Source organism: Kribbella hippodromi (genome assembly GCF_039531045.1).
Taxonomy (GTDB): domain Bacteria; phylum Actinomycetota; class Actinomycetes; order Propionibacteriales; family Kribbellaceae; genus Kribbella; species Kribbella hippodromi.
Genome location: NZ_BAAAPH010000019.1, coordinates 96,010 through 121,977, shown reverse-complemented (window position 1 = coordinate 121,977; position 25,968 = coordinate 96,010). Strand labels below are relative to the sequence as shown.

23 protein-coding genes are annotated in these 25,968 nt (G+C 68.2%); 15 read left to right on the top strand and 8 right to left on the bottom strand.

The annotated features are described in order from the left end of the window. Positions 1–81: 81 nt before the first annotated feature. Together ABD260_RS26975 and ABD260_RS26970 are read right to left on the bottom strand one after the other, a co-directional pair. Positions 82–630 carry an NUDIX hydrolase family protein gene (locus ABD260_RS26975; RefSeq protein WP_344237694.1) on the bottom strand — a complete coding sequence of 183 codons (549 nt, stop codon included), beginning with the start codon at positions 628–630 and terminating at the stop codon, positions 82–84. A gap of 14 nt (positions 631–644) precedes the next feature. Next, a complete protein-coding gene (locus tag ABD260_RS26970) occupies positions 645–1,340 on the bottom strand; it encodes an AraC family transcriptional regulator (protein WP_344237692.1) in 696 nt (231 codons plus the stop codon). A 109-nt stretch (positions 1,341–1,449) separates the two neighbouring features. Here ABD260_RS26970 and ABD260_RS26965 point away from each other — a divergent pair, with 109 nt between their 5' ends. Together ABD260_RS26965 and ABD260_RS26960 are read left to right on the top strand one after the other, a co-directional pair. Beyond that, a complete protein-coding gene (locus ABD260_RS26965; RefSeq protein ID WP_344237690.1) occupies positions 1,450–2,211 on the top strand; it encodes a phytanoyl-CoA dioxygenase family protein in 762 nt (253 codons plus the stop codon). Positions 2,212–2,395: 184 nt separating this feature from the next. Further along, the gene (locus ABD260_RS26960; RefSeq protein WP_344237688.1) at positions 2,396–3,628 is read left to right on the top strand and encodes an MFS transporter; all 1,233 of its coding nucleotides are present in this window, start codon (positions 2,396–2,398) and stop codon (positions 3,626–3,628) included. Between the two features lie 21 nt (positions 3,629–3,649). Here ABD260_RS26960 and ABD260_RS26955 read toward each other — a convergent pair whose 3' ends face one another. After that, positions 3,650–4,399 carry a hypothetical protein gene (locus ABD260_RS26955; protein WP_344237686.1) on the bottom strand — a complete coding sequence of 250 codons (750 nt, stop codon included), beginning with the start codon at positions 4,397–4,399 and terminating at the stop codon, positions 3,650–3,652. Positions 4,400–4,454: 55 nt separating this feature from the next. Here ABD260_RS26955 and ABD260_RS26950 point away from each other — a divergent pair, with 55 nt between their 5' ends. Continuing rightward, positions 4,455–5,099, top strand: coding sequence for a helix-turn-helix domain-containing protein (locus tag ABD260_RS26950; RefSeq protein ID WP_184835865.1), 645 nt, complete (start codon positions 4,455–4,457; stop codon positions 5,097–5,099). Between the two features lie 99 nt (positions 5,100–5,198). Here ABD260_RS26950 and ABD260_RS26945 read toward each other — a convergent pair whose 3' ends face one another. After that, on the bottom strand, positions 5,199–5,669 hold the full coding sequence (locus ABD260_RS26945) for an Lrp/AsnC family transcriptional regulator (protein ID WP_344237684.1): 471 nt from the start codon (positions 5,667–5,669) through the stop codon (positions 5,199–5,201). 151 nt (positions 5,670–5,820) lie between these two features. On the opposite strand from ABD260_RS26945, the gene hppD reads away from it, so the two are divergent. From hppD to ABD260_RS26910, 7 genes are all read left to right on the top strand, one after another. Next, a complete protein-coding gene (gene hppD, locus ABD260_RS26940; protein WP_344237682.1) occupies positions 5,821–7,023 on the top strand; it encodes a 4-hydroxyphenylpyruvate dioxygenase in 1,203 nt (400 codons plus the stop codon). Positions 7,024–7,344: 321 nt separating this feature from the next. Then, positions 7,345–7,818, top strand: coding sequence for a hypothetical protein (locus ABD260_RS26935; RefSeq protein ID WP_344237680.1), 474 nt, complete (start codon positions 7,345–7,347; stop codon positions 7,816–7,818). A gap of 107 nt (positions 7,819–7,925) precedes the next feature. Beyond that, positions 7,926–9,302 (top strand): FAD-binding oxidoreductase, encoded by a 1,377-nt coding sequence (locus tag ABD260_RS26930; RefSeq protein ID WP_344237678.1) that lies wholly within the window; start codon positions 7,926–7,928, stop codon positions 9,300–9,302. Between the two features lie 138 nt (positions 9,303–9,440). Continuing rightward, positions 9,441–10,028, top strand: coding sequence for a hypothetical protein (locus tag ABD260_RS26925; RefSeq protein WP_344237676.1), 588 nt, complete (start codon positions 9,441–9,443; stop codon positions 10,026–10,028). 15 nt (positions 10,029–10,043) lie between these two features. Next, complete coding sequence (gene cseB / locus ABD260_RS26920; protein WP_344237674.1) at positions 10,044–10,742, top strand: two-component system response regulator CseB; 699 nt, start codon at positions 10,044–10,046, stop codon at positions 10,740–10,742. Between the two features lie 3 nt (positions 10,743–10,745). Continuing rightward, a complete protein-coding gene (locus ABD260_RS26915) occupies positions 10,746–11,990 on the top strand; it encodes a HAMP domain-containing sensor histidine kinase (protein ID WP_344237672.1) in 1,245 nt (414 codons plus the stop codon). Between the two features lie 87 nt (positions 11,991–12,077). Next, positions 12,078–12,491 carry a hypothetical protein gene (locus ABD260_RS26910; protein WP_344237670.1) on the top strand — a complete coding sequence of 138 codons (414 nt, stop codon included), beginning with the start codon at positions 12,078–12,080 and terminating at the stop codon, positions 12,489–12,491. Between the two features lie 65 nt (positions 12,492–12,556). Here ABD260_RS26910 and ABD260_RS26905 read toward each other — a convergent pair whose 3' ends face one another. Further along, entirely contained in the window at positions 12,557–16,333 is a 3,777-nt protein-coding gene (locus ABD260_RS26905) for an endo-alpha-N-acetylgalactosaminidase family protein (protein WP_344237668.1), read from the bottom strand. 214 nt (positions 16,334–16,547) lie between these two features. Here ABD260_RS26905 and ABD260_RS26900 point away from each other — a divergent pair, with 214 nt between their 5' ends. From ABD260_RS26900 to ABD260_RS26890, 3 genes are all read left to right on the top strand, one after another. Next, complete coding sequence (locus tag ABD260_RS26900; RefSeq protein WP_344237666.1) at positions 16,548–16,721, top strand: hypothetical protein; 174 nt, start codon at positions 16,548–16,550, stop codon at positions 16,719–16,721. Positions 16,722–16,863: 142 nt separating this feature from the next. Next, the gene (locus ABD260_RS26895) at positions 16,864–19,620 is read left to right on the top strand and encodes a lantibiotic dehydratase (protein WP_344237664.1); all 2,757 of its coding nucleotides are present in this window, start codon (positions 16,864–16,866) and stop codon (positions 19,618–19,620) included. Further along, entirely contained in the window at positions 19,620–20,975 is a 1,356-nt protein-coding gene (locus ABD260_RS26890; protein ID WP_344237795.1) for a lanthionine synthetase C family protein, read from the top strand. Before ABD260_RS26895 ends, ABD260_RS26890 begins: the two co-directional genes overlap by 1 nt. Here ABD260_RS26890 and fahA read toward each other — a convergent pair. Together fahA and ABD260_RS26880 are read right to left on the bottom strand one after the other, a co-directional pair. After that, positions 20,968–22,173, bottom strand: coding sequence for a fumarylacetoacetase (gene fahA / locus ABD260_RS26885; protein ID WP_344237662.1), 1,206 nt, complete (start codon positions 22,171–22,173; stop codon positions 20,968–20,970). The two genes, ABD260_RS26890 and fahA, sit on opposite strands and share 8 nt — an antisense overlap. Continuing rightward, positions 22,170–23,024 (bottom strand): hypothetical protein, encoded by an 855-nt coding sequence (locus tag ABD260_RS26880; RefSeq protein WP_344237660.1) that lies wholly within the window; start codon positions 23,022–23,024, stop codon positions 22,170–22,172. Before ABD260_RS26880 ends, fahA begins: the two co-directional genes overlap by 4 nt. Positions 23,025–23,098: 74 nt before the next feature. On the opposite strand from ABD260_RS26880, the gene ABD260_RS26875 reads away from it, so the two are divergent. Beyond that, positions 23,099–24,304, top strand: coding sequence for a homogentisate 1,2-dioxygenase (locus ABD260_RS26875; RefSeq protein ID WP_344237658.1), 1,206 nt, complete (start codon positions 23,099–23,101; stop codon positions 24,302–24,304). A gap of 56 nt (positions 24,305–24,360) precedes the next feature. Continuing rightward, positions 24,361–25,062 (top strand): hypothetical protein, encoded by a 702-nt coding sequence (locus ABD260_RS26870; protein WP_344237656.1) that lies wholly within the window; start codon positions 24,361–24,363, stop codon positions 25,060–25,062. Positions 25,063–25,092: 30 nt separating this feature from the next. Here ABD260_RS26870 and ABD260_RS26865 read toward each other — a convergent pair whose 3' ends face one another. Continuing rightward, positions 25,093–25,887, bottom strand: coding sequence for a polysaccharide deacetylase family protein (locus ABD260_RS26865; protein ID WP_344237654.1), 795 nt, complete (start codon positions 25,885–25,887; stop codon positions 25,093–25,095). Between the last annotated feature and the right edge of the window lie 81 nt (positions 25,888–25,968).

The window sequence follows — 25,968 nt, the reverse complement described above, 5'->3', positions numbered from 1 at the left end:
CGCCCGGGTGGGGTGGCGCCGGCCGGTTGGGGGTGGCGCCAGCCAGGTGGGGTGGCGTCGGCCGGGTGTGGCGCCCGGGGGTCAGACGATGGCGCCGGACCAGGCGAGGGCTTGTTTGAGGAGTTGGCCGCGGCCGCCTTCCAGGTCGTTCAGGAGGCTGGGGGCGAGGGCTTCTTCGGGGGTCAGCCAGGTCAGCTCGAGCGCGTCCTGGCGGGGGTTGCACTCGCCGGTCACGGGCACGACGTACACCAGTGAGACCGCGTGCTGCCGCGGGTCGTGCAGCGGCGTCATCCCGGGGAACGGGAAGTACTCGGCGACCGTGACCGGCACCAGCGAGGCGGGCAGCCGCGGGAACGCGTTCGGGCCCAGGTCCTTCTCGATGTTGCGCTGCAGCGCGTCCCGGATCGACTCGTTGTGCAGCACCCGGCCGGAGACCAGGGTGCGGGTGATCTCGCCGGTCGCGGGCGAGGTCCGGAGCAGTACGCCGATGTGCTCGATCTGGCCGAGCGAGTCGACCCGGGCCGGCACCGCCTCGACGTACAGGATCGGCACCCGGGTCCGGGTCTCGGCCAGCGCGAACTCGGACAGCCACCCTGGATTCGGGTCGGGCGTACGCAAAGACGACGTCATGGGGACATCTTCGCCTACGGTCTGAAAGCGGACCGGTACTGGGATGGACTGAGCCCGAAAGCCGACCGGAACCGGCGGGTGGCATGGCTCGGATCCGGCCAGCCGACCTGCGTACCGATGGTGCTGATCGGCAGCTCGGTCTCGATCAGCAACCCGGCGGCGCGCTCGGCCCGGACCCGGTTCAGGTACGCCATCGGTGCCATCCCGATCGACTTGCCGAACACGCGCACCAGGTACCCGGGCGCGAGATTGACGCGGGTGCTCAGCCGTTCCAGGGTCCACGCCTCGGCCGGGTCGGCCTCCAGGAGCCGCATCGCGTGCTGCACCGCCGGATGCGCCGGCGCCCGTGTCCCGGGCCCGGCCCCCGCAGCGCCGGCCCCCGCAGCCCCGGGCACCAAGGCGCCCGACAGCATTGCGAACACATCCGGCCCTAGGTACGCGTTCCGCACCACCAGCCGGTCGCACCCGACGTACCCGTGCCACTCGCCCGGCCGCAGCACGACCACCGAGTCCGCCGCCAGCGCGACCTCCCCGCCCGCCGACACATGCGTGCCCCGGCCCGACACCACCACCGCGATCTCGAAGAATGCGTGGCTGTGGACGGCGACGTCGGCGACGACCTCGATCCGCTCCCCGGCGACCGGCAGCCGCGGATCCGGGAACACCTCGCTACTCAGCACGTTGTGCATCCGCGACTCCAAGAACTCCACTGAGGTCAATTTCAGTCAACTCATGGTCAACCATCGCCTGTCCCGCGTACGCACCCGTCCGCGAAGCTGGAATCACCTTCCAGACCACGGGAAACCGAGGAGTACGCCGATGACCACGACCGACCCTACGGCACCAGCGACGCTCGACGACGAGACCATTTCCGCCTATCGCCGGGACGGGGTGGTCCGGATCCGGAACATCATCAGCCGGGACGAGGCAGCCCGGTTCGCCGCGGCCGCGACCGAGTGGACCGCGAGCGCCGCCGACAACTTCGAGGGCTCGAAGATCTTCAACCAGTACGTCAACGTCTGGCAGCACAACGACGTACTCAAGGAACTCACCCTCGACCCGCGGCTGGCTGCGGCGGCGACCGCGCTGGCCGGTGTACCGCTGCGGATCTGGCACGACCAGCTGCTGATCAAGCCGCCGCACAACGGCGCCGCCACCGAGTTCCACCAGGACGCGCCGTACTGGCCGCACGCCGGTTCGCGGGCCTCCTTGTCGGCGTGGATCGCGCTCGTCGACGTACCGGTGGAGCGCGGTTGCATGACGTTCATCCCCGGCTCGCAGGACCATCAGAACCTGCGCAGCCAGGACCTGTCCGACCGCGACGACCTGTTCCGCGCCGCGCCGGATCTGCGCTGGGAGGAGCGGCTGACCATCCCGTTGCAGGCCGGCGACTGTACCTTCCACAACGCGTATCTGGCGCACTCCGCCACGCCGAACCTGACCGACGATCCGCGGATCGCCCACGTCGCGATCTACATCGACGCGGACGCCACGTACACAGGCAGTGGCCACGTCTGCACGGACGGCCTGAACCTGACAGTCGGTGCGCCACTCGACCACCAACTCTTCCCAACAGTTTAAGAGGGCGTCTGAGAACCCTGCACCTACTGCGGGGCACTCGGCACGGCACCTCGCCGCACGGGAGGAAAGGCCACGATGAAACCACATCGAGGCCTCCCCTCCCGCACGCCGAGCTACCGCACCGAGCACCTCCTCGCTACGGCGCAGCGTCCTCAGACGCCCTCTGAGAGTTAAGTTTGTCGGCGTGCGTCTGCTCACCGACATCCGTCCGCTGCGTGAGTCCGCTGATTTCCGGCGGTTGTGGCTCGGGTCGACGGTGTCGCAGCTCGGTCAGCAGATGACCGCGGTGACGGTGTCGATCCAGGTGTACGCGTTGACGCACTCGACCTTCGCGGTCGGACTGGTCGGCTTGTTCTCGCTGGTCCCGCTGATCGTGTTCGGTCTGTACGGCGGCGCGATGGCGGACGCGATCGACCGCCGTACGCTCGCGCTGATCTCGTCCACCGGGCTGTGGCTGCTCTCGATGGTGCTGGTGCTGCAGTCACAGCTCGGCTGGGGACAGGTCGGCATCCTGTACGCGGTGGTGGCCTGCCAGTCGGCGTGCTTCGCGGTGAACAACCCGGCCCGGTCCGCGATCATCCCGCGGCTGATCCGGCCGGAGCTGCTGCCGGCCGCGAACACGCTCAGCCAGGCCGCGTTCAACCTGGGCTTCACCGCCGGCCCGTTGCTCGGCGCGGCGGTGATCGCCTGGCACGGGTTCGCGGCGGCGTACCTGGTCGACGTCATCACCTTCACCGCCGCGCTGTACGCCCTCTTCCGGTTGCCGCCGGTGCCGCCGGAGGGATCGGTCCGCCGGGCCGGGCTGCGGTCCGTACTGGAGGGGTTCACCTTCCTGCGGGCTGCCCCGGCGTTGCTGGCGACCTTCCTCGCGGACATCTTCGCGATGGTGTTCGCGCAGCCGCGGGCGCTGTTCCCGGCCGTCGCGGGCGCGTTCTTCGGCGGCGGCGTGCGGACCGTCGGCGTACTGCAGGCCGCCCCGGCGATCGGCGCGCTGCTCGGCGTGATCTTCTCCGGCTGGGTGACGCGGGTCCGGCGGCAGGGCCTCGCGATCGTGCTCGCGATCACGGCGTACGCGGCGGCGGTCGGACTGTTCGGGTTGTCGCGGACGATCTGGCTCGGGGTCGCGCTGCTGGCGATGTCGGGTGCCGCGGACATGGTCAGTTCCGCGTACCGGAACACCGTGCTGCAGTCGGCCGCGCCGGATGCGATGCGCGGGCGGTTGCAGGGGGTGTTCATCGTGGTCGTGGCGGGCGGGCCGCGCCTCGGTGACTTCGTGGCCGGTACGACGGCGTCACTGACCAGTCCGACGATCGCGCTGCTCGGCGGCGCCGCGGTGTGTATCACCGGGTTGCTGATCCTGCTGGCGCGGAACCGGCCGTTCCGGGAGTACGACTCGCGGACCCGCGCGCTCAGCTAGATCTTCTCGTCGTGGATCTTTCTAGCCGCCGGTGGCGAGTTTTTTCAGGACCGTGAACCAGGAATCCATGTCCGGGTTGATCTCGGTCATCGGCTTGTCGCCGACGGTGACGAGTTTGCGGTCACCGAGCGGTTTCTTCAGCTTGAACGCGGTGATCGACGCGTTGCTCTCGGCCGGGCAGGGCGTGTCGACATCCACGTACACCAGGATCTTGTCCTCCTGCTCCTCGATCCGCAGGTCGCCGGCGCAGGCGATCCCGGTACCGATCAGCAGGTCCGCGTCGTCGTACTTGGGCGCGTTCTGGATCCACTTCAGGTACTTGGGCTTCTTGCCCTTGACCAGCTGGTAGTTCTGCACCGGCTGGTGCGGCTTGTCCGAGCTGCTGCCGCGGCCGTCGCCGATGAATGTGCCGAAGATCATGTCCACGCACGGGTCCTTGGCGTCCGGGCCGTCGATCGCGCCGAACGCCCGGGCCGCCTTGTAGCAGCCGACCGCCTCCCGGTTGAACGAGATGTTGATGCCGACCAGCACCAGGGCGCCCGCGACCAGCGCGACGGCCAGCATCCGGCGGGACCGAATCTGTTGCGGGCCGAGGATTCCGGCCGCTCGCCGCGTCTCTGCCTCGCTCGCGTCGACCGGGAGCGGCGCGGTGCGGAACAAGGCCATGATCGAGCTCGTCCACTGTGGATTGATCAGGGTCGGCACGGCATAGACCAGGATCAGCACCACGGCCACGAGGACGGCAGGGAGCAGCGACCAGTAATTTCGCACGGCAGCAAGATACGGGTCCATCGGTCCGCGCCCGAATAGCGGATACGCTAGCTGGGTGCCCGCCGAAACTTCCCAGACGCTCGATCGGGGACTCACTGTCCTCGAGTTGCTGGCGGACGCGCCGGACGGTCTCTCCATCACCGAGCTCGCCGCGGCGCTCGGGGTCAGCCGTACGGTCGTGTACCGGCTGGTGAACACGCTTGAACTGCACCGGTTGGTGCGGCGAGACAGTGAAGGGCGGGCGCGGTTGGGGCTCGCCGTACTGCACTACAGCCGCCGGGTGCAGCCGACGCTGCGGGACGCGGCGCTGCCGGTGCTGCGTTCGCTCGCCGAAGACACCGGCGCGACCGCGCATCTGACCGTCGCGGACGGTGAGGAAGCGCTCGCGATCGCCGTGATCGAGCCGAGCTGGACGGACTTCCACGTGTCGTACCGGATGGGTTCCCGGCATGCCCTCGACCAGGGCGCGGCCGGCAAGGCGATCCTGGCCGGCCGCCGCAAACCCGACCCCGCCGGCCGCCCCTTCGTCATCACCGCCGGCGAACTCCAGGCCGGCGCCCAGGGCGTCTCGTCCCCCGTCCTCGGCGTACCAGGCGTGGAAGCCTCCATCGGCGTCGTCGTCCTGGGCAAACTCGACCGAGACTTCGTAGGCCCCCGAGTAGCCCGAGCCGCCGTAGAAGTAGCCAAACGCCTCGCCTGACCAGCGCACCCACCACCGCCAAGCGGTGCCGCCGACCACAGCTTGCCGGGCGTGCCTTCATCTCCACCCGGCGAGCGAGCGGAGCGAGCACGGCGGGTGTTAGTTCTTGGTCGCTGCTTCTACCAAGGGGAGTACTCGGTGGGGGATTTGTTCGGCGAGGGCGATGACGGTGGATGCGCGTTGGATGCCCTGGACTGTTACCACCTGGTCGATCACGCGTTGCAGGTCGGCGTTGGAGCGGGCGACGATTCGGCACCACAGGTCCTCGGCGCCGGTGATGGTGTGTACCTCGAGCACTTCCGGGATCCGCGCCAGCGCCGCCGCCACCGTCGTATGACCTGACCCCTGCTCGATCTGCAACGTCGCGAACGCGGTCACCGGATAACCGATCGCCGTCGTGTCGATGTCCGGCCCCCACCCGCGGACGACCCCGTCGCGCTGCAACCGATCCAGCCGCGCCTGCACCGTCCCGCGCGCCACCCCCAGCCGCCGCGACGCCTCCAGCACCCCGACCCGCGGCTCGGCCGCGAACAACCCCAGGATCCGCGCGTCCAGCGCATCCACTGACATACCAACCCTCCAGCAATAGTCAGCCTGACCAAATAGCCCAGAACAACCCCAAAGATACTGGACAACCTGCCCAGCAAAATAACGAACTGTTGCACAACCTGTCTCCATCCGACCAGGCTCGGGAGCACCTACCCGACTCCGGAGGACAACGATGACCAGCACCGACCTCACCCCCGCAGAGCTCGACGCCGATCTCGACCTCGACCAGCTGAAGCAGCTCGTCGGCCTGGTGCCGTACGACGAGACCACCGACCCGTTCCCGGTCACCGCGATGGACGCCGTGGTGTTCGTGGTCGGCAACGCCACCCAGACCGCGAAGTACTACCAGCTCGCCTTCGGCATGGACCTGGTCGCGTACTCCGGCCCGGAGACCGGCGCGAAGGACAGCAAGGCGTACGTGCTGAAGGCAGGCTCCGCCCGGTTCGTGATCTCCGGTGGGGTGAGCCCGAAGAGCCCGCTGCTCGACCATCACCGCAAGCACGGTGACGGGGTCGCGGACATCGCCCTCGAGGTACCGGATGTGGACAAGTGCGTCGCGCACGCGCGCAAGGTCGGCGCCACGGTGCTGGAGGAGCCGAACGACGTCACCGATGAGCACGGTACGGTCCGCCGCGCCGCGATCGCCGCGTACGGCGACACCCGCCACACCCTGATCGACCGCAGCCGGTACGACGGCCCGTACCTGCCCGGTTTCATCCCCGCGACGACCCAGGTCACCCGGCCGGAGGGGCACCCGAAGCGGCTCTTCCAGGCGGTCGACCATGTCGTCGGCAACGTCGAGCTCGGCAAGATGGACGAGTGGGTGGCGTTCTACAACAAGGTGATGGGCTTCGTGAACATGGCCGAGTTCATCGGGGACGACATCGCCACCGACTACTCGGCGCTGATGAGCAAGGTCGTCGCCAACGGCAACCACCGGGTGAAGTTCCCGCTGAACGAGCCGGCGATCGCGAAGAAGAAGTCCCAGATCGACGAGTTCCTGGAGTTCTACGACGGCGCCGGCGCGCAGCACATCGCGCTCGCCACCAACGACATCCTGCGCACCGTCGACATCATGCGCGCGAACGGCGTCGAGTTCCTGAACACGCCCGACTCGTACTACGAGGACCCTGAGCTGCGCTCGCGGATCGGCGAGGTCCGGGTACCGATCGAGGACCTGCAATCGCGCGGCATCCTGGTCGACCGGGACGAGGACGGGTACCTGCTGCAGATCTTCACCGCCCCGATCGGCGACCGCCCGACCGTCTTCTACGAGTTGATCGAGCGGCACGGCTCCCTCGGCTTCGGCAAGGGCAACTTCAAGGCCCTCTTCGAAGCGATCGAGCGCGAACAAGAGCGCCGCGGCAACCTCTGATTAGTTGCCCGCGCAACAAACCCCAACAAGAGTGGATATCCACCCTTGTTGGGGGTTCTCCACTGGTACGAGAGTGGAGAAGGCACCACAGCAGTGGATATCCACTCGCGTGGTGGGGGTGGTGGAGGCGTGGTGGGGGCGTACGGCGCGGTGGGCGGGGTGGTGGAGAGGCGGAGGCCGGGGCGGGGTGGGTGCTTGCCCGGTGCAACTGGTTACGGCGTGTCGCCGTCCGATTACCGGAATGACTGTCGGGGCAGCGGGTGTTCGCGTAGTGTGCCTTCCGAGTGTGCGTCGGGGCGCGCGCTCAGGAAGGGTTTCGTCATGAAAACACTGGGCATTCTGCTCAGCACTGCGGGCCTTGCCGGGGTGGGCGCGTTCGCCCTCACCGCCGCGCCGGCCCAGGCGGTCACGGCCGCCAATTGTTCTGGTGCGACGTCCATCGCGTCGGCACCGATGCTACGAGACAACAAACCGCCCAGTTGGGGCACGATCCGGCTGGTCCGGGACAACTGCTCGCAGTACTGGGCCGAGATCACCATGGCGTCCGCACTGGTCGCCAACGCGAAGGCGAATGCCTTCCTGGTGCAGTACGGCGGCGGCAGCAACGGCCGGGTGCTCAGCTGTGACAGCAGCGGCGGCAACGGTTCGGTGATCGCGGGGCAGCGCACCTGCCGGACACCGAAGGTGAAGGCGGCCAGCGGCAGCATCACCTTCGTCGCGATCGGCCGGGAGTACCACAACTACGGCGGCGGCTACGAGGAGATCTCGGAGAACGCCACCAGACGTACGCGCTGAGCGCCGGCGCCCCCTTGGCCCAGCACCGGCTGAGAAAGCACGGTCTGAGACAGCACGGTCTGAGACAAGGGGGCGCGGTACTGAGCGGTATTCACTAGGCTCGCGGTATGAGTCAGGTTGTCGAGCAACTGCGCCAGGCGCTGCCCGCCGAGGCGCTGGTGACGGACCCGGACCGGATGGAGAGCTTCCGGTACGACCGGGCGATGTTCTGCCCGGCCGGCATGCCGTTGGCGGTCGTGCTGGCGCGGGAGACCGCGCACGTCCAGGCCGCGGTCCGGATCGCGAACGAGGCCGGCGTACCGATCGTGCCGCAGGGCGCCCGGTCCGGCCTGTCCGGCGCGGCGAACGCGCTGGACGGCTGCATCGTGATCTCGCTGGAGAAGATGGACCGGATCCTGGCCATCGAGCCGATCGACCGGTACGTCGTCACGCAGCCAGGCGTGTACAACGCCGTACTGTCCCGCGCCGTGGCCGAGCACGGGCTGTTCTACCCGCCGGACCCGTCCAGCTGGGAGTTCTGCTCGATCGGCGGCAACCTGTCCACGAACTCGGGCGGCCTGTGCTGCGTGAAGTACGGCGTGACCACCGACTACGTCCTCGGCCTGGAGGTCGTGCTCGCCGACGGGCGGATTCTGCGCACCGGCCGGAAGACGGTCAAGGGCGTCGCCGGGTACGACCTGGCGAAGCTGATCGTCGGCAGTGAGGGCACGCTCGGCATCATCACCGAGGCGACGCTGATGCTCCGGCCGGCGGCGGCCAAGCCGAAGACGATGGCGGCGCTGTTCGGCTCCGGTGTCGAGGCCGGGAACGCGATCCTGGAGATCATCCGCAGCGGCGTCTCGCTCAGCCTGCTGGAGATCATGGATCAGACCACGATCCGCGCGGTGAACAAGTACAAGCGGATGGACCTGCCGGACGAGGCGGCGGCGATGCTGATCGCGCAGTCCGACGCCGGTGGCGAGGCGGGCGCGGCCGATGTCGCCGCGGTCGCCAAGCTGTGCCGCGACCACGGCGCGCTGGAGTGCATCGAGGCCGAGGACGACGCCGAGGGCGAGATGCTGCTCGAGGGCCGCCGGGTGGCGCTGACCGCGCTGGAGCAGCTCGGCACCACGATGATCGACGACGTCGCCGTCCCGCGGACCCGGCTGGCGGACTTCATCGGCCGGCTGGAACAGCTGTCGGCCGAGCTGGACATCACCATCGGCGTCCTCGGCCATGCCGGTGACGGCAACATGCACCCGACCGTGGTCTTCGACCAGGCCGACCCGGCGCAGGCCGAACGGGCCCAGGTCGCGTTCGACCGGGTGATGGAGATCGGGCTGGAACTCGGTGGCACGATCACCGGTGAGCACGGGGTCGGCGTCCTGAAGCGGACCTGGCTGGCCGAGGAGATCGGTCCGGTCGCGCTGGACGTGCACCGGGCGATCAAGACCGCGCTGGACCCGAAAAACCTGCTCAACCCGGGCAAGATCGTTGCCGAGTGAGGCTGTGACGCAATCGCAACACAACTGCCGGGGCCATTGGACGTCCATGCCCGTCGAATGTGACGTCGAGCCGACAGCATAGGTAGCGAAAGCTGAGAAGAATTCGCGGGGGACTGGATGCAGGGTAGGAGGCGCCCGATGGGTCAGTGGCGCCGTGCCGTGCTCCCTGCCGTCGCGGCCGTGGTCGCGACGGTGCTGCTGTCCGCCTGCGCGAACGGTGGCGGGCTGCGGGTGGAAGGGCCGGAAGCGGCCCCGCCGTCGACACCCACCCCGGGTCTCACCACGCCGAGCCCGCACCCGATGCGGACCCCGGCGGTGGCGGTCGATCTGGCCGAAGTCAGGGTCCGGTTGCTGGCCGACAAGCGGCTGTCCGGGTACTCCCGGACGGTTCTGACGAATTGCACAGTGATTTCGCGTTGCCTCAGCAGGGGTAGGACCGTTGATGTATTGCACAGCGGTACACCTCAGCAGATCGTCCTGATCCATACCCTGGAAAAGTTCGTCTTCGGTATCTTCCTGATCGCCGTGGAGCCATCCGGCCCGCGACCGATCTGGAGTTTGAACGTCGAGCAGCCGACCGTGAACGCCAGCCCGCAAGGGGACCTGGTGGTCGAGTCGAAGATCTTCACGATCAACGACCCGGTCTGCTGCCCGTCGGGTCGCCGGGTCGAGGTCTACCGTTGGAACGGTCGGCAGATGATCAAGGTGAGCTCGACGGACCAGTAGGGAGACTGAAGTTCGGTGGTACCGGAAGAACCGGCAGCGCGCATTCTCATGGTCGAGGACGACGCGGTGATCCGTGAGGCGACCCAGTTGACCCTGGAACGGCACGGCTACGACGTGACCACGGCCGAGGACGGCCTGGAAGCGATCGAGCGTTTCGAGAAGATCCACCCGGACGTCGTGATGCTGGACATCATGCTGCCCGGGCTGGACGGCATCTCGGTGTGCCGACGGATCCGTGAGACCAGTACGGTCCCGATCGTGATGGTGTCGGCGCGCGGTGACGCGCTCGATGTCGTCCTCGGGCTGGAGGCAGGCGCCGACGACTATGTGACCAAACCGTTCGACACCCAGGTGCTGGTGGCCAGGCTGCGGGCGGTGATGCGGCGGGCGGTCTCCGATCCGGAGCGTCCGGCCCCGTCGGCCGGCTCCGGGGTGGAGTCGTTCGGCGATCTGGAGCTGGACCGGGAGGCGCTGGAGGTGCGGCGGAGTGGACAAACCGTCCAGCTGACGCCGACCGAGCTCAAGCTGCTGATCGAGTTCGCCAACAACCCCGGTGTGGTGCTGAGCCGGTCGACCTTGCTGCAGCGGGTCTGGGACTACGAGTGGGGTGGCGACGGCCGGCTGGTCGACGTCCACCTGCAGCGGCTCCGGACCAAGATCGGCGCCGACCGGATCGAAACCGTCCGCGGCTTCGGGTACAAACTCAGGGCCTAGGGGATGGGCCTCCGGGGCAAGCTCGGTCTCATCTTTTTGCTCGTCTCGTCGCTCGCGATCCTGGTGCTGTGCGTCGCGGTCTACACCCAGGCCCAGTCGGCCCGGCTGGACCGGACGCGCAGTTTCGCGGACGAGCGGATTCAGCTCGCGGCGCAGAGCTACGACACCAACGACGTACCGGTGTTCGGCGCCAAGCTGGACGATCCGGATCTGCCGCCGCAGCTGCGGGATGCCGTCCTGCAGGGCAAGCGGGCGACCTTCAAGACGGGGTCGCCGCGGGCCAAGATGTGGGCGGCGGTGGCGGTCAAGGACGGCAAGGTGCTGTCGATCGAGCAGGACTACGAGAACAGCGACGACTCGATGAAGGCGCTGCAGCAGGCGCTGCTGCTCGGCGGCATCGGTACGGTCGCGCTGGTCGCCTTGGTCAGCGTGATCCTGGCGGGCAGCCTGTCCAAGCGGATCGTCGCGGTCGCGGGGACGGCGCGCCGGATCGCGGCCGGCGATCTGGACGCGTCCGCGGCCGAGGCGGTCGGCAAGGGCAAGGACGAGGTGCAGTCACTGGCCACCGCCCTGGACACGATGGCCACGTCGTTGCGCGGGCAGCTGGAGGCGGAGCGCCGCTTCACCGCGGACGTCGCGCACGACCTGCGTACGCCGGTGACCGGGCTGACGACCGCGGCCGAACTGCTGCCGCCTGGGCGGCCGAGTGAGCTGGTACGGGACCGGGCGAAGGTCCTTCGGCGGCTGGTCGAGGACCTGCTGGAGATCGCCCGGTTCGACTCCGGGGTCGAGCAGGCCGACCTGGAGCTGGTCGGGCTGGGCGCGTTCGTCGGGTCGGCGGTCGGGCGGCTGCGGATGCAGCAGGCGCTCGCGCCGGACAGCGTGATCGTGCGCCGGTCCGGCCCGGACGAGACGGTCTCCACCGACTCGCGCCGGATCGAGCGCATCCTGGCCAACCTGATCGTGAACGGCCTGCGGCACGGCAAGCCGCCGGTCGAGGTGACGGTCAGCGGCCGGACCGTCGAGGTGGTTGACCACGGCAACGGGTATCCGGAGGAGCTGATTGCCGAGGGCCCGCGCCGGTTCCGGTCCGGGATGGCCGAGCGCGGGGCCGGGCACGGTCTCGGGCTGACCATCGCGGCCGGGCACGCGAAGGTGCTCGGCGCCGAGCTGACCTTCGGCGAGGCCCCTGGCGGCGGCGCGCTGGCCCGGCTGGTGCTGCCCGCCGGACCTGAGACGGAGTCGTAACACAACCTTTCGCCGGTCCACCGCGTCTCTCCTTGTGCAACGGGCTCCCACACCGAGAGCCCTTCAAAACGAGGGGAAACCATCATCATGCGTGCTCAGTTCGTGCGTCGTACCGCTGCCGCTTTCGCTGGTGTCGCTCTGGCCGCCGCCGGTCTCGGCGTGGCCGGTGCCCTGCAGGCCAACGCCGCCACCACTCAGGTCTCGGCGGTCAGCACGCCGGCCGCGGCGAAGTCGATCACGATCAAGTCGGACAAGGCCACCGCGAAGGCCTGGGCGAAGGTCTCCTTCACCGGTAAGACCACCGGGATCGCCGCGAACACCGTGGTCCAGGTGCAGCGGCTGGAGAACGGCAAGTGGGTCAACTTCCCGGCCACCACCAAGGTGACCCGGAGCGCGACCTACACGGTCTGGGTGCAGAGCGGCCGGGTCGGTGTGAACAAGTTCCGCGTCGTCGCCGCGAACACCGCGTCCGCGCCGGTCTCGGTGACCATCACCAAGTAGTTGGTGACGCCAATGACAAGCGGCGCCACTCCCCAAGGGGCGGGGAGCGGCGCCGCTTTGGTGCGCTACTGGTGCGTGCCGTACACGTTCAGCTCGGCGGCGGAGCCGAAGACCGCGCCGTTGAGTGAGCTGGTGCCGACGAACTTCAGGTACCGGCCGGGTTTGGCGGTGAAGTTCACCCGCTGGGTGTCGCGGGAGTTCGGGAACTCACCGGTCGCCACCGGCGTACCCCAGTCCTGGCCGTCCGCGCTGACGTAGATTTCGTAGCCCTTGAACATCCCGTTCGTACCGCTCTGCCGGGGCAGGTAACTGAATCCGTTCACCTGGTACGTCGAGCCCAGGTCGAGCGTGACGTGATGTGGGTACCCGGCCGGCGTACTGACCTCGGACCAGGCGGAATGCCAGATCGTGCTGGGATTGCCGTCCAGTGCCGCGGTCGCCGCGCCGCCGGTGCCGACGTCCTCGCTGCTCACGTCCGCGACCTTGATCCGCGACTGTGGCACGATGCCCGGCGGTAGCACGGTGGCCTCGGCGCCGATCGTTGCCTGACCGCCGGTCGCGGTCAGTGGGTACTTGCCTTCCGGCGTCCCGGTCGGCGGGGTGACGTCCCAGGTGGTGATCGCATTGGTGCCTGCGGCAACGGATGCGTGAGTGGCCGGGGTGGTTGCCGTGACAGTCCAGCCGTCCGGCGCAGTAAGGCCGAGCGTGATGTTGTTCGCGGCAACGACGTCGTTGTTGGTGAAGGTGGTCGTGACGGTGTTCGCCTCGCCCGAGACCAGGCCGGTCAGTCCGGAGACCGCGACCGAAGTACAGTCGGCCGGTTCCGGGGTGGTACCCAGATCGGTGACGGCGAAGTCGTCCATGATGAAGTCCGTCTGATCGCCGCCGTCGGTCAGCTTGCGCAGTCCGACCCAGTAGTCGCCACCACATCCGGCGACGAACTCCTGGCTGAAGGTCGCCTTCGTACGCTGCTCGCCGATCGGCGTCGCCTTCACCTCGACCGAACCAGGGCGATCCACGCCTTGCACCCAGGCGTACTGCCCGGCGCGCCCGCTCTCGTAGTCGAAGCTGACCTTGTACTTGTGCCCGGGCTGGAAGTTCACCGTCCACGGCGCGGTTCGGTATACCAAACCTTCGTTCTCCTCGTGCGACTTGAGCGACCAGTTGCCGTCCAGTACGTCGTCGACGAGCTTCCCGTTCCAGCCTGCCTGCGTGTACGGGGCGTGCTTGCGGGCGAGCACGGTCCGCGGATCGGTGACCCCGCCCGCATCGCCCTTCACAAACGGACCCCAGCCCTGGTCGACATTCTCGAAGTCATCCACCAAGCCGTTGGCCGGCCGCGTGGTTTCGACTACGCGCACGTCGTCCAGCCGTACCCGGGCCGCGCCCGCGACCGCGCCGATGGTCAGGTTGGCGGTGCTGCCCTTGGCCTGGAAGACCACGCGCGCGCGTTGGTAGTACCCATCGTGTTTGTCGTCGGCGGCAACCAGGTTCCGCGCGGTCGATCTGGTCACCACGTTCTGCACGCCGTCGACGGTGATGGTTGTCGGGCGTGACTTGCCGGGTTCGACCTCGATCCAGGCCGAGGCGCTGTACGTACGCCCCCGGGTGAGTCCAGTGATCTGCTGGTGGACCGATGATGGCGCCTTCGTTCCCAGCTCGGCGACGTGCTGGCCGTTCTCGAGCGTGGCGATGGTGGCGCCACCGGCCGGGCTCCAGGCGGTGAGGTTGCCGGCGTTGAAGCCCGGGTCGCGCAGGTGCGTACCGGCGCCCCAGTCGGCCGGCCGGGGCCTCGGTGCGACCTCCGGGTAGATCACGTACGGCTGCCCGGCGACCGCATCCAGCGTGACACCGCCGCTGCGCGCCGGCACGGTCGCGACCTTCACCCGGCCGGTGTCGGTGAGCTTGTACACCGAGAACGTGCGCGCACCGGCGAAGGTCGCGGGCAGTTGCCAGGTCGTACGCCCGCCGGCCGGGTTGTAGTGATACAGCTTCTTGTCCCACGGCAGCAAGTACTTGTCGCCGTCCAGGACCTTCGCGGCACCCACGTACACGGTCCGCTTGCCATTCTCGACCGCGCCGCGAACGCCGCCGGTGAAGGTGATGTCGCTCGCGTTCCAGTCCAGGATCTTCTGCTGCTGCAGGAACTTCGCCGGCAGGTTGCGCTGCCAGATGTTCTGGTAGAACGCGTTCCAGTCGGTCTCACCGGTCCAGCCTTCGAACTCGACGATCGCGGACTGGCCGAGGATCGGATCGTTGTTCCAGACATCCTTCTCGTGGTTCCGGACGAACCGGATGATCTTGCTGTTCAGGCCTTTGTTGGTCGCACCACCGTAATCAAGATCGTTGGCCCAGTGCGACCACAGCGACGTACGCTCGTGCCGGTCGGCCCACTCGGTCGCGATCTGCCACCCCTGGCCGGCCAGCTGCCGGGTCAGCCCGTCGGCAAGCCAGCCGGACTGGTAGTACACGTCGATGTACAACTCCTGCAGGTTCTTGTCAGTCTCGTCGCGCAGCTGCTGGAACCGCTTCACGATGTTGCCGGAGGCAAGATCCGGGCGCTGCTTGATGTAGTAGCTCTGGTTCAGCCAGTTCCAGCCCTTGGCGTTCTTGTCGACCAGGTCCTCACTGAACGCGTTCGCCTCCGGGTACGACTCCGTCGCGTTCACATGTACGCCGAACGCCGCGTTCCACGACTTGCCCTGTTTCAGCAGGGTGTTCAGATCGGTCAGGCCGCCGGCGCGGGTGTTGTAGTTGCCGCCGTAATCCGGGTGCGCGGAATCGTGGCCCTCGGAGCCGTAGCCCTTCAGGATCGCCATCTGGCCGAGACCGTCGGTGGCGAGCGAGATCCGCTTCACGTCATCGAGCGTGCGCAGGAACGGATGCGTCGCCTGACTGGCGAAGTTGAACGGGATGTGCGTGATCACCCGGTCCTTGACCTGCTCGCCGCCCTTCGGCTCGGTCATGATCGAGCGGAACGCGATCGCGCCGTCCTCCCAGTCCACCGTCCGGTCATGGTTCGCGTCCGGCGTCACCACCACCTTGGCCCACGGCAGTGGCTCGGTGTACGGCGCGGTGTCGGCCCGGTACGTCCATTGACCGCTCCAGACACCGACCCGCGTACTGCCGTCGCTGCTCTTGCGGGCGCGATGCCAGAACCGGGCGCCGTCGTCGACGGACTGGCCGGCCGGCTTGTCGTACACGGAGTTCGACTCGATGCCTGCCGCCAGCCCGCTGGTGTTGACGAACGCGTACGCGGCGCCGGTCGCGGACGCCTCGGCGGGCGTACTCGCGGTCACCGGGGTGATCTTGTCGGCGGTCCGGGTCGAGTCCGGGTCGAGGGTGGTGAACGCGGTGGTCGCGCCGTCGTCCGTACTCGCCACCGAGACCAGGTCGTGGTCCGGGATGTCGATCGTGTGCACGCGGCTCGCGCCGGTGTCGCGGACGGCATCGATCGCGAACGTCGTCACCCGGCCCGTCACGCTCAGGCTCGCATCCAGCTCGACACCGGGCAGGGCGTCGAAGGCGAGCGTGTACGCCGCGCGCCCGCCGGCCGCCTCCGGGGCCGCGGCGAGGTGCGCGGTCCGGGGCACGCCGTCGATCGTCACGGTCGAGATCGCGTCCGGCTGACCTCCGAGGGCCTGCCCGGAGGCGTTGTCGGCGTACTTGATCACGCGCGGGAAGTCCGCCCCGACGGTGACCGTCAACTCCGCGGACCGCAGCGTCAGTTCACCGGCCGAGCTCTTGGATTTCGCTCCGTTGGCCTGGGCGCCGGTCGGCAAGCTCAGGGCGGCGGCGGTGATCGCTACAGCCAGTACTCCACACCCCACTGAACGTTTCATGGCCAGAAAGTTCGCACGTAAGCGCGAGCGAGTCAAGAGAAACGAACACTAATGAACAGATCAGATCATTCTGACAACTCTTCAGCGTTTGCGCCGAGTGGAAAAAGAAATACAAGATCAACCGTTGATGCTGTTGAAAAACTTCCGGTGCTCGTGGTTGATTGTCGCGGTAGGTAGTCGCCCGACTACCGATACCGAGCGAAGGGTCATCACCATGAGCCTGACAGCATTCGAGCTGGACCTCGACGTCATCCCCGCGTCGGACCCGGCCCTGAACCGGCCGGCCCGGCCGGAGGACGCCCGCGATGTCGACGAGCGCAGCGGTCTGACACCGACGACGGTGAACACGTACGCGGTCGGCATGGCCGCCTGCGTCCCGTGCTGCTGACGGCCGGCTGACCGGTTAGGCGCCCGTGACACCAGTTGCAACACCAGCTGGGAGTGCAGCTGGTGCATCAAGCGGGACTGCGGCTCCAGCAGGTAGTGCGGCTGGTGCGGCATCGGACGAGTTTCGCCCGGGCGCCTTCGGGGTGCTGCGGCTGGCGGCTGCTCCAGCCGCCGCCGCAGCACCGACCCGGACCGCGCCCGACCCGGCGACCGCGACCGTCGGCGAGCTCAGTACCTACTTGCGCGAGGTGCTGACCGACGCGGCGTTGCTCGAGGCAATCGAACTCTCCAGCCCGTCCCTCGCGGCTTCGCTGCAACGGATTCTGGCCGGCGCTGACGTGGAGCGCGCCAAGCTGGAACGAGCGATCCTCGCGACGACCCGCTACCTGCTGCGGATGACCGGCCGTCCGACTCCGTTCGGCTTGCTGGCCGGGGTCGCGCCGGTTGTCTTCGACGGGTTGAGTGGTTCGGCGAAGGTGCGGATCGGGTCGGCGCATACGCGTCAGGTGTTGCCTGATGAGGGCTGGCTGCATGCTGAACGTCGCGGGCAGTTGCCGGTGCGGGTGGTCGCGAACAACCTTGCTGTCATCCGTGGGGATCGGCTGGTGTTGCCGTATCTCCGGAAACTTGCCGAGGACGATCCGGGTCGCGAACTGTCGCTGGCCAACTCGGAGGCGGTTCAGTTCATCCGGGCAGCGGCTCGTCGACCGGTCGCGTACGAGGTCCTCCGCGCCCGCCTGTTGGAAGCAACCCCAGACGCCACCCCGGCCGACGCCGACCAGCTACTGGACCAGCTGCTCACCCGCGAGATCCTGCTCGGCGAGTATGCCCAGGCCGACCCCGACGCTCCGGTGGTGACTGATCGTCTGGGCCGGCCAGGCTCTGTGCAGGTGGATCTGCGCGTGGATGCTGACGTGCGGTTGCCTCAGGCGGTTGCGGATGAAGCCGCGCGGGTCGGTTCGTTGTTGTGGCGGTTGTCTCCGCCGGGTGACGGGTTGCCGGCGCTGGCCAGCTATCACCGGGCGTTTCTTGATCGGTACGGCACTGATCGGGTGGTGCCGGTGCTCGATCTGCTGGACCCGCAGGTGGGCTTGGGGCCGCCCGCTGGGTACCGGATTCCGGTGGGCGAGCGCGGTGGCGCGGAGGTCCCCAGCAACACGTGCTCTGCAGCCCGGGACCAAGCTCTCGCAGTCGCCCTGGTCGAGAACGCAGGCGCCGAGGAGCTGGTCCTGGACAACCAACTGGTTTCACAGTTGGTGAGTGAGGGTAGCGACCGGGCGCCCGACTCGCTTGATCTGTGTGCTCAGGTTTTGGCTGACTCGCCGGAGGCTTTGGAGCGGGGTGAGTTCTTGCTGGCGGCAACCAGTGGGTCTATTGCCGCGGGCGCGATGATCGGCCGGTTCGCGGGGCTGTTGGGGGTTGAAGATGCATTGGGCGAGCTGTACGACGTGCCCGGCCCGGTGCCCGTGCAGTTGAAGTTCGCGCCGTACGAGCCGCGCTTCGGCAACGTGCTTCGTGAACCGCAACTACTCCCGCACACCCTTGCCGTCGGCACCTTCGCCGACCCGGACGATCCCGCCGTCGTGGAGGTCCGCGATGTCTGCGTCGGCACCACCGGCGAGCGGCTCTACCTGTTCTCGAAGCGCCTCGGCCGGGAGCTCACGGTCGTACGCCCGAACATGCTCAACGTCGTCACCGGTGCCCCGAACGTCGCGCGCTTCCTCGCCGCGGTGGGCCTGGCTGGGCGACGGTTCTGGACGCCATGGCAGTGGGGTCGGCTGGACGTCATGCCGCGCCTGCCGCGCGTACGCTCCGGCCGCAGCATCCTCGCGCCGGCGTTGTGGCGTACGGACCCGGAGCTGGCAACTGTCCGCGACCAGTCCGAGTGGGATGCCGCGCTGGACCACTGGCGCGAGCGGCTGGCAGTACCGGAGGTGATCCGCGTCGGCATGTTCGATCATCACCTCGATCTGGATTTGCGGGTACCGCTGCATCGCCGCTTGCTCCGCGACCAGCTGCGCAAAGAACCGTCGTCGGTGGTGAGCGAGACCCTCAACGCGTACGGAGTGACTGCTGGTCATGCCAACGAACTAGTCGTTCCGTTGGTGTCGGTCGCGGAGCGGCCGGAGGTGGTCGCGAATCCTTCGTGGCGTACGGCCGATGAGCGGCCGCCGAGGCACCTGCCTGGCGGGGAGTGGCTGTCCGCGAAGGTGTATCTGGCGGCCGATCTTCAGGACGCGTTGCTGGTTGGCGCGGTCCGGGAGTTGGTGGCGCGGATGGGGGTTGATCGTTGGTTCTTCCTGCGGTATCGCGATCCGAGTGAGCATCTGCGGATTCGGTTTCGGGGTGGGGATCCGGCGGTTTTGAATGCCTGGGCGGGTGAGCTGGTGGAGGCTGGGCGGATCCGGACCGTGGTGCTTGACGAGTACGAGCCGGAGGTCGCGCGGTACGGAGGTGCTGGGGTGATGGGGGCGGCGGAGGACGTGTTCTGCGCGGACAGTCGGGCTGTGCTGGAGCAGTTGCGTTTGCGCGCTGGCCGGAGGCTGACGATGCCGGTCGAGTGGCTGGCGGCGCTGAATCATTTGGATTTGCTGGGTGGGTTTGGTCAGCTTGAGCAGTGGTTCTTGGACACGTACCCGATTGAGTTGTCGAACGAGGTTTCGCCGAAGGATCGGGCTGAGTTCGCCAAGTTGCACGCTGGTTTTGAGGGGCTTGATTGCTGGGGGCAACGGCGCGCGGCGGTTGAGCGGTACGCCGGGGTGAGCATGCCGGCCGTGATGAGCGTGCTGCACCTACACAACAACCGCTTGCTCGGAACAGACAGGACCCTCGAACGACGAGCCTATGGGCTGGTGAGAAGCACACTGAAACGAACCCTCGACCGAAGAAGGCACACGTGATGAACCCGGCGGATGCGCTTCCGATGGAGGTAGGGGAGGGGGCGGCGCGGCACGAGGTGGTGGGCGGGGCGGCCGCCGCCCGGGCCGCCCGGGTGGTTGCTGAAGTTGCTGGGCGGTTGCGGGACCCAGACGCTGTGGTTGCGGCTACTACTGCCAACGGTGACGTGATTGATATCGCTGAGCTGAAGTGCCCGCCCTGGGATGTGACGACCTTGTCGCGGGGGCCTGGGGCGTTGGCGGTCTTGTTTGCGGAGTTGGGGGAGCGGGACGTTGCGCATGAGTATCTGAGCCGGACCATGGCGGAGGCTGCAGGCTTGCCGGTGGCGGGGGCTATGGAAGGGCTCGGCGCGCTCGCGACCGCGACTCGGATCGCAGCCCGGGAACCAGGAGACTATGCAGGCATTCTGACCCGCCTCGACGAGCGGATGAGTGAGCATGCGCGCTGGCTGGTGAGCGTCCATCAAGCCACCCGCCAGGCGCAAGTACCAACCTGCGCCGGCGTAGTCGACGTCGTCAGCGGACTCGCCGGCGTCGGCCGCTACCTGCTCGCCCGCGAACAGTACGACGTCCTCAAGGAAGTCCTCACCTGCCTGACCTCACTGCAAGAACCCTTGAAAATAGACGGAATCGAAGTCCCCGGCTGGTGGTTCGACGGTACCGAGAAGACCGTCGTCGGCCCGGGCTTCGAACGCGGTCAAGCGAACTTCGGCCTCGCCCACGGCATCCCCGGCCCACTCGCCCTTCTCGCCATCTCCTGGTCAGCCGGCCTCCGCGTGGACGGCCAAGCCGAGGCGATCACCACCATGGCCGACTGGCTGCTCGACCGTCGCGAAAAAGATGCGTACGGCAACTACTGGACCGGCTTCGTCCCCCTCGATGTGTACGCGAACCGCGACCACCGCCCGCGCCCACAACCGGCCCGCGCTTCCTGGTGCTACGGCGCACCCGGCATCGCCCGCGCCCTGGACTTCGCCGCCGATGCCCTGAACCGCCCCGACTGGAGCGCTGTCGGACTGGACGCCTTCCGCTCCCTCCTCGCCCGACCCGTCGACGACTGGGGCATCACCGACGACGCGTTCTGCCACGGCTGGGCCGGCATGCTCTACCTCTGCGCGCTCTTCGACCGCGAGCACCCCGGCCAGGAGTTCGGCCCGGCCGCCGACCAATTGGCCGACCGTCTGATCGAACGCTTCGATCCGGCCCTCCCGTTCGGCTACCGCTACTACCAACCGGTCGCCGACCTGCACCTCGACCTCCCCGGCTTGATGGAGGGCGCCGCCGGCATAGCGCTCGCCCTGAGCGCCTACACCCGCCCACCCCGTACCGGCTGGGACTCGGCTCTCCTGCTCAGCTGACCGCCGGCCGGATTCGCCCAGTTACCTCACCGAGGCCCAGCCGTGACCCGTCGCCGCCGGTCGCCCACGCGGCGATCGTGACCACGTCACCATCCTCCAGGAACGTGTGTTCCTTGCCATCGACAACCAACGGCTCCCGGCCACCCCAGCTGAGCTCGATGAACGAGCCGCGCTGATCCTTCGCCGCACCACTGACGGTGCCAGAGGCAAACAAATCACCGGTACGGACGCTCGCGCCGTTGACCGTCATATGCGCAAGCATCTGCGCCGGCGACCAGTAGATGTCCTTGTACGGCGGCGTGCTGACGAGCTGCCCGTTCAAGTACACCTCGAACGTGATGTCGAAGTTCACCAACCGCGATCCGCTCAGGTACGGAAGCACCGCCGGATCTTGCACCGGAAGCGGAACGGCAGCGGCAGCCAGTGCGTCCAGCGAGACCACCCATGGCGAGATCGACGTCGCGAAGGACTTGCCCAGGAAGGGCCCCAGCGGCACGTACTCCCAAGCCTGCAGGTCGCGGGCGGACCAGTCGTTGACGATCACCACTCCGTACACATGATCCTCGAACGAGTCCACCGGGACCGGAGCGCCGAGCTTGGACGGCGTACCCACGACATAACCCAGCTCGACCTCGATGTCGAGCCGCTGCGACGGACCGAACGTCGGGACGCTCGCGTCCGGCGGCTTGCGCTGACCGGACGGGCGGACGATGTCGGTGCCGCTGGCAACGATGGTGCCGGCGCGGCCGTGGTAGCCGACCGGGAGGTGTTTCCAGTTCGGGAGCAGCGGTTCGGAGTCCGGGCGGAACAGGCGGCCGAGGTTCGTCGCGTGCTGTTCGGAGGCGTAGAAGTCGACGTAGTCGGCGACCTCGAACGGCAATTGCATGCTGACCGCGGACTGCGGGGTCAGGTGCGGCTCGACGGCGTCGCGATCGTTCTCGTTGCGGACCAGGTCGAGCAGCCAGTTCCGGGTGGCGCGCCAGGCGGGGCGGCCAAGGGCGAGGAACGCGTTGAGCGTCGGCTCCGCGAACAGCTGCGCGCCGTCCAGCATCTGCGCGGACGCGACCGGCGCGAGATCGATCACCTGGTCACCGATCGCGGCACCGACCCGCGGCTCCTCGTCGCCGTACCGGAACACGCCCAGTGGCAGGTTCTCCGGCCCGAACGGCGAGCCGTCGGGGATGTCGATCCAGCTCACAACGCCTCCATCAGCTGCAGGGTGATCAGGTCGTGCAGTGGTTCCTCGATGCTGCAGGAGCCGAAGGACGTGAACCACCGGCGCGTACTCGCGGCCTGGTCGTCCGAAAGGGCACGGGCCCGCGCGGCGAGCTCCGTCCCGTCGCGGTTGTCCAAGAGCTCGATCAGGTCGTCGTGCGCGGCACCGTCGAGTGAGGCGCGGGTCGCCAGCAAGACGTTGAGGAAGCCGTGGTGCTCGAAGCCGGTGTCGGCGGCGGTGTGGCGTACGGCGTTGTGCAGGCCGGCCGTACATTTGAAGGCGACCTCGCGGTCGAGGCACGCGGTGATGAAGGACGCCACCTGGTCGCTCGAAGGAAAGAGCGATGCATCCAGGCCGCCGGTGCGGAGTTTGGCAGCGTACCCGGCGTCGGCGATCACGTCCAAGGCGCGTTCCCAGCCGCCTTCCAGGCCGAGCTCGACGTACGCGTTCTCTTCGTCGAGGCAGTCGTCGCAGACGCGGACGACCCGCAGCGCGTTCCGGGACAGGTCGTCCTCGTCGCGCAGCCGGACCTCGACCGCGGTCACCTCGACGTCCTTGGAGCGGTCGCCCCAGCGCACCGCGGGCTCGATCCCGCCGGCGCCACCGGAGATCACCACGGAGACGCGGAGCGGGCCGTCCGCACCGGAGCGGGCGGCCTCGGCGACCTTCATCAGGTCCTGGTCGGTGCAGACGAGCGGGCCGACCAGCCCGGCGTATGCCGACTGCAGATGGGCGCGGTGGGCGGTGACCGCTTCGGGCAGGGGCAGGTCGCCCGGCGGGAACATCGACGCGTCGTCGACCAGGTGCCGGAACAGGGCAGGGACGGTTGACATGACCAAGAGCCTAACGGATGCTTTCGGTAAGCGGACGCAAGCGTTCGAATAGCGAACACTCGGGAGCGGGAGAGATGGCGTTCTACCGGCAGGTCGGGGAAGTTCCACCGAAGCGGCACACCCAGTTCCGGAAACCGGACGGTGGCCAAGGATCGGGGTTGTACTACGAGGAGTTGATGGGCGAGGAAGGGTTCTCCTCCGACTCGTCGCTGCTGTACCACGCCGGCGTACCGTCCGCGATCGTCGACTCCCAGGTCTGGGACCTCCCTGACCTGGCCACTGTCGCCAACCACCCACTCACCCCGCGGCACCTCAAACTGCACGACCTGTTCGACGACACCTCGAAATCGAACGCTGTGGAGGACCGGCGACTGGTGCTCGGCAACGGTGATGTCCGGATCTCGTACGCCGTCGCCGAGCAGCCGTCGCCGTACTACCGGAACGCGATCGGCGACGAGTGCGTGTACGTCGAGAAGGGCTCCGCCACGGTCGAGACGGTGTTCGGCGTACTGAACGCGATCCAGGGCGACTACGTGATCATCCCGCGCGCGACCACGCACCGCTGGCTGCCCGGACCGGGCGGCGTCAGCGCGTACTGCATCGAGGCCAACTCGCACATCGCTCCGCCGAAGCGCTACCTGTCGAGGTACGGGCAGTTCCTCGAGCATTCGCCGTACTGCGAGCGGGACCTGCACCCGACGACCGAACCGCTCGTGGTCGAGGGCGAGGACGTCGAGGTACTGGTCAAGCATCGCGGCAACGGCGCCGGCGGGATCGTCGGTTCGCGGATGACGTACGCGACGCATCCGTTCGATGTGGTCGGGTGGGACGGTTGCCTGTACCCGTACACGTTCAACGTCAGTGACTTCGAGCCGATCACCGGGCGGGTGCATCAGCCGCCGCCGGTGCATCAGGTGTTCGAGGGGAACAACTTCGTGGTCTGCAACTTCGTGCCGCGGAAGGTCGACTACCACCCGCTCTCCGTACCCGTGCCGTACTACCACTCGAACGTCGACTCCGACGAGGTGATGTTCTACTGCGGCGGCGACTACGAGGCGCGGAAGGGTTCCGGGATCGGGCTGGGGTCGATCTCGCTGCATCCTGGCGGGTACGCGCACGGTCCGCAGCCGTCCGCGATCGAGGCCTCGCTCGGCGCCGAACGCTTCGAGGAGCTCGCGGTGATGGTCGACACCTTCCGCCCGCTCGAGCTCGGCGAGGGCGGCCGCGCGGTGGACGACGGTGTGTACGCGTGGACCTGGGCGGGCCGCCGCCGCAACTGACCAGCCGCGCTCGGTTGGGGGAGCGGGAGACACGCTCCCTGTGCGATTCTTCTCCGGTGACAGAGGACGGGGACACGCCGCAGCTGGTCGAACAGGCGCCGCCGGTTGACCACGCGCCGCCGCCTGAGCAGGTCGGGTCGCACGGGCCGGACAAGCCGTTCGTGGTCGGGGTCGACCGGGAGACGGTGCTGCGTCGCCGCGAGGTGGTGCGTACGGTCGAGCGGCGCGGCGCGATCATCACGCTCGTGCTCGGCGTCATCGGTGTCGCGGCCGCCCTGTACGCACTGGTCGCGTTCGACGGCACGGTCATGCTGCCGTACGCGGTGTTGCTGATCGTGGCGATGAGCCCGCTGCTGCTCAGTACCTGGATGGTGTTCCGCATCCAGAAGCAGCGCATCCAGTGGTACGACGCGAACGAGCTGCCGCCGGTCGCGATGCGGATCTCCGTGAAGGGCCTCGAGCTGGCGTGCGACGGCGCCGCGTACCCGGTCGTGCTGCCCTGGAACACGGTCCGTGGTTTTCGCCGGCAGAAGCTCCTCGGGCAGTACACGCTCGACATCGCGCTGGCCCGGGGCGTCGGCGCCACGACCGCGGGCGTCCGCGGCCTGGACCAGCCGTCCGTACGCTCCGTGGTGAAGCCGAACCCGCTGCTCCGGCCGACCGGCATGTTCCTGGTCAAGTCGCTCGACCAGCCGGTGCACGTGATCGACGAGGCCCTCAAGCACTTCTCCGGCGGCACCGCCGGCGTCGTCCGCTGAAGCCCGGCGTGGTCCGCTCGAGCACAGCGGTCAGCAGGGCAGCGCGCGGTACGTGTAGCCCTGCTTGCTGAGCTTCGTCAGCGCCCGGTCGAGCGCCGCGACCGTCTGCGATCGGTCCCCGCCGCCGTCGTGCATCAGGATGATCGCGCCCGGCCGCGCACCGGCCAGGATCGCGTGCTCGATCCGCGCCGCGCCGGGTTTCTCCCAGTCCCTGGTGTCGACGTCCCAGAGCACCTGACGCTGGTGGTACGCGGCCGCGATCGCCTGGATCTTGGCGTTCGTCGCGCCGGTCGGCGGACGCAGGCACTTGGACCGTACGCCGCCCGCGATCTCCTGCCGGATCTTCGCCTCCGGCAGGTGGGTCAGCGTCTTGTGGTCGAAGGTGTGATTGCCGACCTGGTGCCCGGCCGCCCGCTCGGCGGTGACGAGCTCCGGGAACTGGCCGACCTGAATACCGAGGACGAAGAAGGTCGCGTGCGCGTTGTGCTTGCGCACTACGGCCAGCACCCGCGGCGTCCACACGTGCTGCGGGCCGTCGTCGAAGGTCAGGTACAGCACCTTTCCGTGCCCGGTCAGATTCCAGTCATCGCCGGGCTGCGGCTTGTTCACCGAAGGTTGCGCGGGTTGTGCAGGTGGCACTGACGGTTTGCTCGACGACGGCTCGCCGCGTTTCGAACCGGCAGGCGTACCCGGCCCGGTGGACATCCTGATCGCGGGCGCCGCGGCGGGGGCGGAGTCGGCATCGGGGGTAGCGGCTTGGGCAAGGACGGCACCGCAGAGCAGAGCGGCGACCAACGGCAGCACTTTGCCGGGCGGCTTGGTCATGAGGGGCATCTTCTCTTGTACGTGGGTGCAGGGATGAACCGGGGGTCGGCCGTATCGTGTGCTTTCGTGCCGGAGATCCCG

Coding starts and splice junctions, on each gene's coding strand:
- ABD260_RS26975 (WP_344237694.1), bottom strand. CDS start 630: ATGACGTCGTCTTTGCGTACGCCCGACCCGAATCCAGGGTGGCTGTCC.
- ABD260_RS26890 (WP_344237795.1), top strand. CDS start 19,620: ATGAACCCGGCGGATGCGCTTCCGATGGAGGTAGGGGAGGGGGCGGCG.
- ABD260_RS26945 (WP_344237684.1), bottom strand. CDS start 5,669: ATGTCAGTGGATGCGCTGGACGCGCGGATCCTGGGGTTGTTCGCGGCC.
- ABD260_RS26905 (WP_344237668.1), bottom strand. CDS start 16,333: ATGAAACGTTCAGTGGGGTGTGGAGTACTGGCTGTAGCGATCACCGCC.
- ABD260_RS26935 (WP_344237680.1), top strand. CDS start 7,345: ATGAAAACACTGGGCATTCTGCTCAGCACTGCGGGCCTTGCCGGGGTG.
- ABD260_RS26910 (WP_344237670.1), top strand. CDS start 12,078: ATGCGTGCTCAGTTCGTGCGTCGTACCGCTGCCGCTTTCGCTGGTGTC.
- ABD260_RS26875 (WP_344237658.1), top strand. CDS start 23,099: ATGGCGTTCTACCGGCAGGTCGGGGAAGTTCCACCGAAGCGGCACACC.
- ABD260_RS26865 (WP_344237654.1), bottom strand. CDS start 25,887: ATGACCAAGCCGCCCGGCAAAGTGCTGCCGTTGGTCGCCGCTCTGCTC.
- ABD260_RS26925 (WP_344237676.1), top strand. CDS start 9,441: ATGGGTCAGTGGCGCCGTGCCGTGCTCCCTGCCGTCGCGGCCGTGGTC.
- ABD260_RS26915 (WP_344237672.1), top strand. CDS start 10,746: ATGGGCCTCCGGGGCAAGCTCGGTCTCATCTTTTTGCTCGTCTCGTCG.
- ABD260_RS26965 (WP_344237690.1), top strand. CDS start 1,450: ATGACCACGACCGACCCTACGGCACCAGCGACGCTCGACGACGAGACC.
- ABD260_RS26880 (WP_344237660.1), bottom strand. CDS start 23,024: ATGTCAACCGTCCCTGCCCTGTTCCGGCACCTGGTCGACGACGCGTCG.
- hppD (WP_344237682.1), top strand. CDS start 5,821: ATGACCAGCACCGACCTCACCCCCGCAGAGCTCGACGCCGATCTCGAC.
- ABD260_RS26930 (WP_344237678.1), top strand. CDS start 7,926: ATGAGTCAGGTTGTCGAGCAACTGCGCCAGGCGCTGCCCGCCGAGGCG.
- ABD260_RS26900 (WP_344237666.1), top strand. CDS start 16,548: ATGAGCCTGACAGCATTCGAGCTGGACCTCGACGTCATCCCCGCGTCG.